Source organism: Bacteroidota bacterium, from assembly GCA_030706745.1.
In the GTDB taxonomy this organism is placed as follows: domain Bacteria; phylum Bacteroidota; class Ignavibacteria; order Palsa-1295; family Palsa-1295; genus PALSA-1295.
Map to the genome: position 1 here is coordinate 216,533 of JAUZNX010000004.1, position 13,135 is coordinate 229,667.

At 54.7% G+C, this 13,135-nt stretch carries 12 protein-coding genes; 6 read left to right on the top strand and 6 right to left on the bottom strand.

Translation table 11 applies throughout. The features are described from left to right. Positions 1 to 30: 30 nt before the first annotated feature. Entirely contained in the window at positions 31 to 702 is a 672-nt protein-coding gene (rsmG, locus tag Q8902_07180) for a 16S rRNA (guanine(527)-N(7))-methyltransferase RsmG (GenBank protein MDP4199337.1), read from the bottom strand. A gap of 84 nt (positions 703 to 786) precedes the next feature. Here rsmG and Q8902_07185 point away from each other — a divergent pair, with 84 nt between their 5' ends. Next, a complete protein-coding gene (locus Q8902_07185) occupies positions 787 to 1,830 on the top strand; it encodes a PA0069 family radical SAM protein (protein MDP4199338.1) in 1,044 nt (347 codons plus the stop codon). Between the two features lie 46 nt (positions 1,831 to 1,876). Continuing rightward, positions 1,877 to 3,148 (top strand): aminoacetone oxidase family FAD-binding enzyme, encoded by a 1,272-nt coding sequence (locus tag Q8902_07190; GenBank protein MDP4199339.1) that lies wholly within the window; start codon positions 1,877 to 1,879, stop codon positions 3,146 to 3,148. A gap of 132 nt (positions 3,149 to 3,280) precedes the next feature. Here the strand turns inward: Q8902_07190 and Q8902_07195 are convergent, their stop codons facing one another. Beyond that, complete coding sequence (locus Q8902_07195; GenBank protein ID MDP4199340.1) at positions 3,281 to 3,649, bottom strand: hypothetical protein; 369 nt, start codon at positions 3,647 to 3,649, stop codon at positions 3,281 to 3,283. 374 nt (positions 3,650 to 4,023) lie between these two features. On the opposite strand from Q8902_07195, the gene Q8902_07200 reads away from it, so the two are divergent. From Q8902_07200 to Q8902_07210, 3 genes are all read left to right on the top strand, one after another. Further along, positions 4,024 to 4,854 carry a DUF4292 domain-containing protein gene (locus tag Q8902_07200; GenBank protein MDP4199341.1) on the top strand — a complete coding sequence of 277 codons (831 nt, stop codon included), beginning with the start codon at positions 4,024 to 4,026 and terminating at the stop codon, positions 4,852 to 4,854. A 63-nt stretch (positions 4,855 to 4,917) separates the two neighbouring features. Beyond that, complete coding sequence (locus tag Q8902_07205; GenBank protein MDP4199342.1) at positions 4,918 to 5,688, top strand: ABC transporter ATP-binding protein; 771 nt, start codon at positions 4,918 to 4,920, stop codon at positions 5,686 to 5,688. 45 nt (positions 5,689 to 5,733) lie between these two features. Further along, positions 5,734 to 5,931, top strand: a complete 198-nt coding sequence (locus Q8902_07210; GenBank protein ID MDP4199343.1) for a hypothetical protein — start codon at positions 5,734 to 5,736, stop codon at positions 5,929 to 5,931. 2 nt (positions 5,932 to 5,933) lie between these two features. On the opposite strand, the gene Q8902_07215 is transcribed toward Q8902_07210, so the two are convergent. After that, entirely contained in the window at positions 5,934 to 7,646 is a 1,713-nt protein-coding gene (locus Q8902_07215; protein MDP4199344.1) for a class I adenylate-forming enzyme family protein, read from the bottom strand. Positions 7,647 to 7,703: 57 nt separating this feature from the next. Further along, positions 7,704 to 9,539, bottom strand: a complete 1,836-nt coding sequence (locus Q8902_07220; GenBank protein ID MDP4199345.1) for a hypothetical protein — start codon at positions 9,537 to 9,539, stop codon at positions 7,704 to 7,706. Between the two features lie 144 nt (positions 9,540 to 9,683). Here Q8902_07220 and Q8902_07225 point away from each other — a divergent pair, with 144 nt between their 5' ends. Continuing rightward, entirely contained in the window at positions 9,684 to 10,655 is a 972-nt protein-coding gene (locus tag Q8902_07225; protein ID MDP4199346.1) for a YdcF family protein, read from the top strand. Between the two features lie 14 nt (positions 10,656 to 10,669). Here Q8902_07225 and Q8902_07230 read toward each other — a convergent pair whose 3' ends face one another. Further along, positions 10,670 to 12,151: a nitronate monooxygenase gene (locus Q8902_07230; protein ID MDP4199347.1), complete on the bottom strand. Its 1,482-nt coding sequence runs from the start codon at positions 12,149 to 12,151 to the stop codon at positions 10,670 to 10,672. Between the two features lie 459 nt (positions 12,152 to 12,610). Then, positions 12,611 to 13,096 carry an IS200/IS605 family transposase gene (tnpA, locus tag Q8902_07235; GenBank protein MDP4199348.1) on the bottom strand — a complete coding sequence of 162 codons (486 nt, stop codon included), beginning with the start codon at positions 13,094 to 13,096 and terminating at the stop codon, positions 12,611 to 12,613. Positions 13,097 to 13,135 lie beyond the last annotated feature (39 nt).

Sequence of the window (13,135 nt, forward strand, 5' to 3'; positions counted from 1 at the left end):
TCTGTGCCGATCCAGCGTCAGATTTCTGAACTACTTGTTGAAATCCACGCGCACGAGCTTCTTCTCATCGCGCTGGAAATCGGGATAGCCGATGAGATCGAGGGGTTTCTCCGCAACGTGGGCTACGAACTTCAGTCGTTTCGTCCGGTTGATTTCTTCCGAGAGATCGCCGCCTTTGAGTGAAAAGAGCACGCCGCCCGGCTTTAGCAACCCGCGCGACCACTTCGCCATATCCTCCAGCGGCGCAACAGCGCGAGAGACGATCGCATTGTAAGCGTGAGAATGCTCCGGTACTTTCGCAAATTCTTCCACGCGCGCGGCGATGGCTCGAATGCCAGTGAGCCCAATGGCTGAGATCATCTCGTTCACGGCCATGATCTTCTTCTGTGTGGAATCGACGAGAGTAATATCAAGCGTAGGTACGGCAATCTTAAGAGGAATACCGGGCAGCCCTCCGCCCGTCCCGATGTCGAGCACGCGCTTATCCCGAAAGTCATAATCACAAATCGCTGGCATGGCGAGCACCAAAGAGTGAAAAATATGCCGGTCGAGAATGTGATCGGTATCTTTGCGAGAGATGAGATTGATCTTCTCGTTCCACTCCGCGAGGAGTCGCGCATACTGCTCCAACAGCGACTGCTGTTGGCTGTCGAGTCGCAGTTGATTTTCCTGAATTACGATTTGTAGCTCGGTTATTGTCATCTTTGCAAGATTCAGGAACAAAGTTCTCGCGGCATGCCTTCCATCTAAGTCGCGCCTATGCTATTATAGGCACCTATCCTTGTCATGCACCGCGGAACAGAATTACGAACGCCAAATCGGTTCGAACGGACCTCGCTCGAAGCCTTCGAAGATGGCTGGGAAGCACCCGAACTGCGGGAGCTTCCGGTCATTCAAACAGAATTCCTGCCGGACCACACGAAGTCGATTCTTGCTAAGAATGACAGCCCGGATGTGGGCTTTCAGTATTCCATCAATGCCTACCGCGGTTGCGAGCATGGCTGTGCCTATTGCTATGCGCGGCCCACGCATGAATATCTCGGCTTTAATGCTGGCATTGACTTCGAATCGAAGATCATGGTCAAACATGATGCGGCAGAACTGTTGCGTTCAGCATTCGATCGGCCGTCATGGAAGCCGCAGGTCGTACTCATGAGTGGCAACACGGATTGTTATCAGCCGGCCGAGCGAATCTACGGCATCACGCGGCAATTGCTTGAAGTATTTCTCGCATATCGCAATCCGGTCGGGATCATTTCCAAGAACGCATTGGTACTTCGCGATCTCGATTTGCTTTCCGAATTAGCTTGTATGAATCTGGTCTCAGTGCATCATTCGGTCACCACACTCGATCGCGCACTTGCTCGCAAACTCGAGCCACGGACATCGACTCCGGAACGGCGACTCGCTTCGATGCGCGCGCTTACCGATGCCGGCGTGCCGACTGGCGTGATGATCGGTCCCGTCATCCCCGGACTGAACGATGAGGAAATTCCGGCGATCCTGCAGGCCGCTCGCGATGCGGGAGCCAGCAGCGCCGGATACAATATGGTGCGGCTGCCATATTCTGTCAAACCGATATTCGAGGAATGGCTCGATCGCAATGTCCCGATGGAAGCGAAGAAGGTGCGCGCACGGATCGAGATGGTGCGCGATGGGCGAATGAACGACCCAGATTTTGGAAGCCGCATGCGTGGGACCGGTGCGTACGCGGACTATATCAAGGATGTCTTCAAAAAAACATGCACACGTCTCGGCTTAAACCAGGATCATGCCGAACTCACCACGGAGCATTTCCGACGCCCGGGAGAGATGACCCTGTTCGATTGATGGTGCGCCGCTCAATCGGTTTTGTCGCGAGCGGTGTTGTGCGCATGTGACCAAATCGATTGCGATCGTGGGTGGGGGAGCGGGCGGCATCTTTGCAGCACTCGGAGCTGCACGAACTGCTCGTGAGCATGCGCAACATATTGCGGTACATCTGTTCGAACGCAATGCACGTCTCGGAATTAAGATTCTCATCTCGGGTGGGGGCAAGTGCAATATTACCCATGCAGGTCCAACGAATGAGGTACTGCGGGAGGGCTTCCCGCAAAAGAACGAGCAACGATTCCTTAAATTCTCGCTGCACACCTATACCAACAATGATGTGCTTGCGCTGCTCGCCGCGCATGATGTCTCGTGTCACGCACGGGAAAATGGTCGTGTCTTTCCCAATTCAGGTCGAGCTGATGATGTGCTCGCCGCGTTCGAAGCGGAATTGCAGAACGCGAATGTCATACTCCATTTGAATTCGCGCGTCACCAAAATCGAATCTATTGCCGGTGCGTGGGAAGTCGTCACCGATAGGCAGTCATTGAAGGCTGACGCATTGATACTGGCTACCGGCGGCACGAGCTATCGCAAAGTGGGAACGACCGGTGATGGCCTGACTTATGCCGCTCGGCTCGGACATACGATCGTGCCGAATCGCGCGGCTCTTGCGCCGATCTATTTGAAGCATCCGCCGGAACAAGATCTGGTCGGTATCGCACTTCGTGATATTGAACTTCTGATTGTTCGTGACAAACAGACACTCAGCGCGTTGCGGGGCGATGTCCTATTGACCCACCGCGGGCTCTCCGGTCCTACCGTGCTCGGTATTAGCCGCGAAGCCGCAGTGCATGCCGAACGTGGTTCGATTGAATTGGCTGCGAACTTGCTGGGCATGAATGAAGAGCAAGTGCGCACCACACTAACCGACCTTCAGGGCACTCGCTCGCAGCAGCAAATCAAGACGTGGCTCGAGGAGTTGCTTCCAAATCGATTTGTGCCGCACATTCTCGCGCAGGCCCGACTACCAATCGACCGGAAGTGGCACGCACTCACGCGGGAAGAACGGGTCCGGTTGCGCTCGGCACTCACACACTATTCCTTTGGCCTGGTTGCGGATATACCGGTCGATCGCGGCGAGGTCACGGCCGGCGGAGTAAGCCTCGCGGAGGTGGCACCTGCAACGATGAAGTCGTGGCTTATTCCGAATCTCTATTTTGCCGGGGAGATGCTTGACATTGCTGGCGAGATTGGCGGATACAATCTTCAGGCGGCATACTCGACCGGTTGGGTGGCCGGATCAGCAGCGGCGCAATCCATTTTGGAGCACGCATAAAAAAAACGGCAGTCCCCGTTAAGGGCCTGCCGCCGTGTTCTGCTGCTATTGCTTCTTCAATGACTCTCCTGTGAGTGAGGTCATTCCGGGCGGATGCTGCTTATCATCCGCGCCGCTCGGTGAGAGTTACACTTAGTTCATTTGATCCTTGCGAAGTGAGGCATCACGCTCGAGTGTCGCCTCTCGCATGACCACTGTGAAATCCTGTTCGATCTGCTGAGTGTGCTCGCTTTCCGGTGTCGTGATGAGCACGTCCTTCGTCAGGATCGAATCGCCTTCGAGGTGTACCCAGTATGATTTACCGGGCTTGAGGATCACGAGATATTTTCCCGTCTCCTTGTTCGATGTACTGCTGGTGATCTCGCGCGCGGTATCTCCGACGACGCGGACACTGACGCGCACCGAGGTCGGCTTCGCGTTATCCTCGGAACGAACAGTGCCTTTAAGTACGACAACTGCGTGCGAAAGTTGCGCGCGCGCGGTCGTGCCCTGCCCTGTCATAAAAATTATAAGGAGTCCTGTGAAAATGGCAGCGTGAAGAGAAATTGGCTTCATGTATGGGCGAAGGTGAATGGTGATTAATGGAGCTTCCGGTGTGATGGCAAAAATACGATGCGTCGATTACGGTGTTATGACGGGAGAGTTACCCGTTCATGGCATGATTCAATGTTCACTAAAGGCTGCAAATACGCTGCTGACACTCCATTACGTCCATTTGAATGCCAGCTTTCCGGATCACACCAATTTGCGTTTTATCTACTTGTCTTTGGCAGGTTCCCAATCCAGATGGTGGGCAGTCAAGTGAACACCTGGGAGGTCGGACTGTATACTCTGGCATTTCTGTTACTATATCATTAATTCTTCGTATTATTGTTATGATACCGCGTTTTAGTATCCTTCAGGCCGCGACCCTTGCATCGCTTGCCCTTGTGGGTTGCTCCTCATCCACGAGCACGACCCGCACGCCAGCCGCACCCGTAAAGGCCGCGAGTGCCATCGAGATCGGTCGGCTCCGCACCGCGCTCGATGCTGAATCCTTCGTCGCACGTACTCTCTATGTCGAAGGCGATATCACGCTCGATCAAAACGGCGAATCGAATTCGGCCACCTTTGTGATGCGAAGCAAGCGACTCAGCGAGACAGGCCGAATCGATTCATTGAGTATCGAGATCAAAGGACCCTTCGGTATTAAGGTGGCGCGTTTTCTTGCGGCGCCGGAAGGTTACAAGTTTTATGACGTCCTACATGGCGAAACGATGAGCGGCAAGACAGATGCGCATGCCCTGGAAGGGTTGACACATCTCCGTGGCCTTTCACTCGCAATGATGAGCGATCTTGCGTTCGGACTCGCGCCGGGCATCGATGCCGTTAGCGCCGAGGATTCCGTCACACTATTAACCTCCGGCACTCTCGAACAGCTCATTGTTCGGCGCCCGGAGGATGTATCGGAAATAATCGATCTGGAGAGTAGTAGTCATAGTGCCGCTTCGCCGGTCCTTGTCGATCGGTATCGACGGTGGAATGGCACGGCAACGGATGGGCCACCAGCGGTTGCAATTCGTTTTTCAAATCGGACACTCCTCGATGGCTTCTCGATTCCGAAACACATTGAAGCGAATGCTGGAATTGACAAACTCACGCTCGATTACACGAGGATCGAACTGAACCCCAGTCCGATCACGGTGAAAATCAAAATGCCCAAGTAAATCGTGCTACGCTCGGTACTCGTTACTTTCTTTTGTTGCGCGAACCATATTGTTGAGTAAGGCATGATCGAAATCCTTCGTCTCAGTAGGCGTTACGGCGACACTCTTGCCGTAGAGGACTTGTCGCTTCGGATCGAGACGGGCGAGATCTTTGCGCTGCTCGGACCGAATGGCGCAGGAAAATCGACGACGGTGAAGGTCTTGACGGGCCTGATCCGACCCTCGACCGGACTGGTCCGCGTTGCTGGCTTTGATGTCGTCGAGAATCCCATCGAAGTAAAATCGCGCACCGGGTATGTGCCCGAGAATGCTGTACTTTATGAGAGCCTCACGGCCGATGAGTATCTCGATCTCATCGGTGAACTTCGACACATGGAGAAGGAACGGCTTCATGCTCGCCGGGATGAGTTGTTCGCACTCTTCGATCTGCAATCGGAAGACCGAAAGAAACTACTCTCGGAATTCTCCAAAGGGATGAAGCAGAAAGTCCTGCTAATCGCTGCGCTCGCACATAATCCGGAAGTGTTGATTCTCGATGAGCCGCTTTCAGGCCTGGATGCCAGTGCCGCGCTGATTTTCAAGGAAGTGCTTCGCCGCTACGCGCACGAAGGCAATAAGACAATCTTCTTCTCCTCGCATGTTCTCGATGTGGTCGAGCGGCTCTGCGATCGTATCGCGATCATCAGCAAAGGGCGTCTCATCGCAATTGGTACCGCGCCGGAATTGCTCGAACAAGCCGGGGAGCCTTCGCTCGAACGTGCATTCAATCGGCTTACCGGCGGCGCGGACATCGAGCGCTCGACCGAAGATGTCTTGCGCGCGTTGCAGGAATGATTCAGCACGGATTGCGTTGCCGTCCTAACACACATCGGAGGAATTATGCCAGCAGTGTCTGTATCGGCATCCATTGATATTCGCAAGATCGAGATCACCGAGGTTGTTCGTATCAGCGATTGGCTCGACAAGTATATTCGTCTCGAAAATCCGGCGCTTACCGATAGCGAATTACTGCTCGATGTTCTGGTCCGTTCGACCAGAGAGTACGAAGGGGATTTCGGAGTGTTCGAGCAGTCATAGACTTAGCCTTTCCGAAACTGTGCCGTTTTCCACTCCCGAAAGAGCGGCTTGCACTTGTTCCTCTGGTATTTGCCGGTGCTCGTGACGGGAATATCGCTGCCAAAGACAATCACCTTTGGCGCTTTTGCATGTGGGAGTTCGGTGCGACAAAACGCGATGACATCATCGGCATTAAGGGACGCACCCTCATTCGGCTGCACATAGGCACCGACCTCTTCGCCATAAAAATCATTCTCGAACCCAACGGCAATCGCAGCCTTCACACCGGGACACCGAGCGAGCACTTCATCGATCTCGAGCGGTGAAATGTTGACGCCGCCGCGAATGATCAGTTCCTTCAATCGTCCCGTGATAAAGAAGAACTTGCGCGTCTGATCGTCGAGCTGATAAAAGCCTTCATCACCCGACCGAAACCAACCATAGTTGAACGTCTTCTCATTGGCGTCAGCATTTTCGTAGTAGTACTTCATCACGTTGACGCCGCGAATGGCGATCTCGCCTTTCTCGCCTGCCGGGAGTTCGTGTCCCCGCTCGTCCGCGATCATCATATTGTTCTGGGGTATCGCCACACCGATGGCCGGAAATCCGAAATCGCGCATCCAGTGACGATGTTGTTCCGGCGTGAGATCGATTGGCAAGAAGCACGAGTAACAGGTGGTTTCGCTCAGGCCATAGCCGTGCACGATGGAAATGCCGAACGTCTCTTCGAATTCCTGCGCTAACTCGACTGTGAGCGGGCCGGCGCCGCAGATGATATGCCTGAGAGTGGAGAGTGGAGAGTGGAGAGTGGAGAGAGCGGACTCGTTGCTCTCATTGCTCTTATCCAAACGATGAGTCCCGTTAGTCCTACTATATTCCAGCAAGAAGGCCAGCAAGGTAGGCACAACGCTTACCACATTCACCCGCTCGTTTACGATTCGTTCGAAGAAATGCTCGGACTGAAATTTCTGGTTGAGTATGACGGTGCCACCAAAGTACATTGGGGTGACGAGCGTTACGACCGTGCCATTGACATGATGGATCGGCAATACACACATCATCCGCTGAGAATTCGTCATCGCGTGCCACTCGGTAATGCCCCGGGCATCGCAGAGCAAGTTGTATTGCGTAAGCACGACTCCTTTGGGGTTGCCCGTCGTGCCACTGGTATAGACGATGAGAGCCTCGTCGCTGATCGTGACCGCTTCCTGGCTGGTATAGAACGGAGATGCCTGATCGACCGAGTCCTCGAAGCTTCCCGGAACATCCACTCCACACAGCAGGACAGAGGCAACAGTGGGGACCGACGCGAGAATCGGCAGGATACGCTCGGAGTAGTCCGATCTCAAAAAGGCAAGCTTCGCCTGACTATTCTCAAGGATATACCGGATGCGGTGGTCGTCCTCTGAAAGACTGACCGGGACGACACAGACTCCCATAAGCCACGCGGCAAAATACTGGAGAACGGTATCCGAATGATTGTGGCTGATCGTTGCAACCCGATCCCCTCGCCGGATGCCGTGCGCATGCATGACATTGGCGCATTGCGAGACAAGCGCGAAGAAATCCTTATATCCCAATTGCGTTCGGTTGCCGGCCAGATCATAGAAGATCAAATACGGTTTTGTGTCATAATACCGCGCTTGCCGGAACAGCAATTCCCCAATATTCTGATAATCGATCTTGCCCGGATCCGGATTATCAATCGAACGGGCGTGCGCAATTCTGGCGGTCAAATCATCCGATAACATGCGAAACGCAACACATCCGTGGCGTCGGGGGTGTCCGGATTCTCAACCACGCTTAACACGTTTGACCTTTCGCTTCCCTAACAGAGCTTTGCGAAGTGCGAGTTGAGATGGACGGTCCTTTGCGCTAACCAATGCTTTGCTTTTTGCCGAAGGCGAACCTGGAACGAGCACGGTTACCGCATGTGCGTTGTGGACGACTTTCAACTTCACGGGCTCACCGCGTCGAGCAGCGGCTTTGGCCTCGGCAACTGCTCGCTCCGATACCCGTTCGCCGTTGATTGCCGTTACCGTATCGCCCTTTTCGAACGGCGAATGCACGACCGTGTCGCGCGGTGTTGCTGTAATGATCGCCGTACCGGCAGCATTCAATGCCAGGTCCAGACCCAATTGACCGTTGGACTTCATCGCCTCGGGTAATTCTTTTGCCGCCCCGAGTTTGTCCAGATAGGCCTCGACCGGTAGTGGCTCCGTGCCGGCGATGTAGCGTACGTAGATCGTATCCAGCGGCGTATCGGAGAATTTCTCGATGGTGTTGATAAACTTCTTATCATCATAGGTTCGCCCGCTCGATGCCTCTGAGGACATGCGAAGGAGGACGTTGTCAAGCGAGCGTTGCCCGTGCGTTCGCGATCGAATCTCGATGTCCATGAGCAGTGCTGCCAGAGCACCACGTGCGCGCAAGGCCTCGCAGTGTGACGGTTCGTATTTAGCCGCACGTTCGGACAGCGTTTCGAGCGAAATATGATCGGACGATTCCGCGCATGCTTCCCAGCGGTCGATGGCATCGAAAAATGCGGACGGGGTCAGATAGCCATAGCGCACCAGCAAAAGATCGGCATAATAGTCTGAGAGGCCTTCGTTAAACCACAGCGAGCGCGCGGAGAGCGGCAAGGCAAAATCAACCGGACCGAGTGCCGAGATGTGGAATTGTTTGCCGTTCCATGTCTTAAAAAATGTGGATGCGATCAGGTGCTCGTCGTTCTCTCCGTTCGCGGCCCAGTCGGCGCCTGCGATGGTAAAAATGCTCGATCCGGCATGTGCAAGACCGAACCGTTCGGCACGACCGGAACCTGCATAAACTGCGAACATATATTCCCGAAACGGCACCTTGCCATAGAACGAAGTCTCTGCAAGTACGACCCGTCGCGCCCGCATCGCAAAGGAGTCGATCGGAAAGCTCTCATCGCCGGCGGCAACGACGAGATAATTTACACCGCTTTCAGCGAACGAGGAAGTCTTCAGACCGGGCGCAACGATCAGTGGCGCATCTGCCAGCGATTCGTAATCTGATACTTTATAGACCAGTTGATGAAATCGAGCTTCGTCAGTAAAATCTCCATCGCTCGCGGATTCGAGCGTTGTCGCCACCAGCCAATCCTTCGGCACCGTAAGAATGATGGTCGCAGGGATGTCCTTGTTATCATTCACATACCCGAAGAGTGCCTCTGTATTCGCGAAGACTCCGTCTGCGTCAATCTTTGCAATGCCAACGAGGGGCGTAGTATTGTCCGAAGCTGAGTTCTCGATGCGGTATCGAATCTCACCGATCGACGTGGCATTTCCGATCTTCCATCGATCGGTTTTCACCCGCTTGATCGAGAGCTCGTGCCCGGCCGTGTCATACGCGGTCAAATCCTTAATGAACCGGCCATAGTGAAATTCGCTGTAGATTCCAGGCACCCAAACCGGCATCTGAAAGGTCAGGGTGTCTGGGCGCAGATCCAGCAACTGGATCGTGATGGCAGCGTAGTGCTCCGCGGCATGAGTGAGATCCACGCGATACACCAGCCGCTGGGCGTTCGAGACCAATGGCCAGGTCGCGACCAGCCAACAAAGTAGTAGGGCTCTCGCAAGAGCCCGTGAAATAGCTTTCGACATAAGGAAAAATTATCCGAGGGGGCGCTTCGGAGAGCCCATTAAGATGAAGGTCAAAGGCCGTGCCATACGCCACTATGAATTATGGGACGGGAAATTTTGTCTTTGCGGATTATTCTGAACTCATCCACCACATTTCGTCGGATTTTGCTCGGCTTAGTCTTGCTCGAGCAAATCCGCGCATACATCGTTCTGACTCAGGCGCGCTATTCCGGCCAGGGTCTCGCGACGGAGTATTTTCGACTCAACACGACCAGTGACTTGCTTTCCCTGGGCTTTGCGATCCTCATTGTTGCACTGACCTGTTGGGGCATGCTGTTCCCACGACGAATCGGGGAAGGTCGTACGCTGACACTTGCGCTGTTTTCGACCGTGATGCTCTGGCTCGACTATGGCGTCCGCAGAAGCGAGGCCAGCGACTTTTCGCCTGAGGCCGCAGTGGCACTGTTACTCTCCATGTGTCTCTTACTGGCCGTTCTACTGACGCACTCCAGACCGCAGCTTTCCGTTTGGGCAAAGTCCTTTCGGATATTGCGCAACACGGGAGTGATCCTGCTGTTATTCGTCCTATTCGCGTTTGGATATGCCTTTGTGTTCCCGACCTATTCGGGTACGCAAGAGATTATCGGGTTCAATGCCGATGCCGGTGTGGTCCTCGGTGCGGCGGTGTGGCGTGGACATGGGTTAGGTGACCGGCCAAGTCCAGCGCTTCAGGAGCGCCTCGACGTTGGATATGATCTTCTGGTCCGGCGGGCCGTGCCACGGTTGGTCCTGACCGGAGCGAGTGCGCCCGGCGAGTTAGCCGAGGCAGAGGTTGCCCGGCAAGATCTTCTGAAGCGTGGAATCGATGCCTCGCAAATCATCATGGAGACGACATCGCATACAACTCTGGAGCAGGTCCGCTATATGCGCGAAGAGTTGCAGGGAAAGCAAAACTGGTCGCGTTTTGTCCTCATCAGCGATCAGTATCATCTTGCGCGCGTGAGTGAAATGTGCCGGTTCAATCGGCTGAGCACAATTGCCTGCCCATCACGGATTCGACAATCATTTCTGGACCTCCTCTATTATCGTCTTCGGGAGAGCGTTGCGCTCATGGAGTATTGGCTCCTGGGGAGATAGAAGGTCGCCGGGGCCTAACCTGCTGCCATCACGGCAGGGGCATGTATGACATGGTTCGCCTTGGTATCCGAAAACAGATACTCGATCACCTCGGCTGCGGTATAACTTCGCTCGCCATTTTGCAGAAAATGCCCAACGCGGTGCAAAGAATCACCGGCGGTAACAAGACCCTGCTCCACATAACCCGATAGTTGCTCTTGCGCCAGACCAACATTCGCCATGAGTGCATTGCAAAGACATTTTCGTCCGACAGTATCCTCGGCCTTGCCACCCTTCTTCACGTAACTATTGACCGGTTCGCCGGGACAACGGTATCCAATAGTCCCATCGGGGCGTTTGTAGGTCGATCGTAAAAACCCAAGTTGGCAAAGGCGCGGACGTTCACCGTAAAGTTCGTTATCCGAAAGCGTCTCTTCGAGTTGGACAATCTTGAACGGAAAACCGGTCGGTGATGCCGCCGGATCGGTAAAGACTTGCGCGTTACCATTTGCGACCTGCTCGAGCGTCTGCCGCTTGAGCGTTTCCTCCAGGCCGGACTCTTCGCAAAACGCGAATGGGGTTCCGATTTGAACGCCGGTGGCACCGGCAGCCAGTGCTTCCTGCAGTGCAGTCGGCGTTCCATAATCTCCGGCGAGCCAAAAAGGAAGACCCAACTCCCGGAATTTCTCCAGATTGGCGGCATCGCGCGGCCCATAAACTGGCTCGCCCGATTCGGTCAGACGCAATGGGCCACGGGGCGGCGCATTGTGCCCGCCGGCAAGCGCGTTCTCGATCACGAAGCCATCGATGCGGCCGTTGGCTTTTTGCACGAGCATCTGTGCAAGAACGTCGGATGAAACAATGGCCAGGAAGTTTGGACGACGTAGCGGAGGCAATGTCATCCCAAGCACGGCTTTCGGATCGAGCGACATTCGCGTTTCCTCGTCGGAGGAGGCGGCGCCATCTACCTGGATGCGCATGGTAGTCGTCTCGTGATTGGCGAGGCGATCCAGAATTCCGGGAATTTCGCGCGGGATGCCGGCGCCCATGAGCACATAGTCCACATCCGCAAGCATGGCACCATAAAGCGACGCCAGATTTGGGAGTTGGACTTTCTCCAACAGGTTAATGCCTACGACGCCGGTGTGGCCTTCCTTGGCAAGATACACCTCGCAAAAATTCGCGGCGATCGTGAGCGCGAGCAACTCCGCCCCAGCGGCGAGCGTGAACATCGGGACGCTGTGGACGGCACGGCGTCCCGTGGAACGCTGCTTGTTGAAATGCTGCTTAAGGATGCGCTCCGCAATGGCGGGGACAGGAAACTTGGCCAACGCGCGACGCAAATGACCACCGATATCACCATCCTGGAGCCGCTGAGCGAAGACGACGTTCAGCACCGTTCCGGACACGACGCCGAGCTGCCCCTGCCGCGAAACAGCGCGAGCCAGGCGCCAACCAGAAATAGCCACGCCCATCCCGCCTTGGATGATCGGAGGGTGAGTCCCTGCGGTATTCAATAATTTCCTTTGAATCGTGTAATAGAGGACACTGCGCGCATTTCCGCTACTGAACAGATAAACCCAACACACGACGGGGCAAAGTCATTTCCCGGTTGAGTGAAGCGCCCTCTAAACCATGATTATAGGCGATTTTGCTGTCTTAGCTGGGGGCTGCAAGTCTCATTTCTTAATCTCTAGAATCTCTCAAAATCAAGGCTCAGACAGCTTCATCCCCTTCCCGCTCTGCATCCAGCCGTCGCCACGAAGCACGTACCAGTAGCACCCAGGCGAAAGTGAGGTGGCATCGAGCGGATTTCGCTCGGGCCAGCGGGATACTCTCGCTCCAATGAGCGAACGAGGCGGCCCGTGTTTCGCATCCATTTCATACAACGAAGATAATACGTCTCTCCAGGTTCCGCAAGGTCACTTCTCACTACCTCCAAGAACCAAAAGAGGCGCCGCCCCTCCGATCGCCTCTCACTCAAACAACCACCGCAAGTCATACTCGATGCCGCATGCATCCAAAATGCCCACGACCTCATCCTCATACTTCTGCTTTCGGTGGTGCGATTCCTGATTGTGGATGTATCGCTCGACCGAGTGCGTTGCGGACGGGCTGACGCTAATCGCGCAATATCCGCGCTGCCACTCGAACTTCTGGTGCAACTCGTCGTAAACCCACTTCGAGGAATTCGTCTTAATCAGGCGGAGGATGTCTTTCAGCGCCGCCTCGCGTGTGATGAGGGCTTGCAAATGAATGTGGTCCTCCATGCCGCCCGCCGCGATGAGTGTATGATGCTGATCGCGAAGAATCCCACCGATGTAGCCGTAGAGCCGGTCCTTCCACTCGGGCTTGATAAGCGGCTCGCGATACTTCGTGCTAAAAATCAGATGAACGAAGAGAGATGAAGAAGAGAGATGAATATGATTGTGGCATCGTGGGAGGACCTCCTTTCGATGCAAAGATACGAAAAATACGACATGGGGCTCACGCCGCCAGGC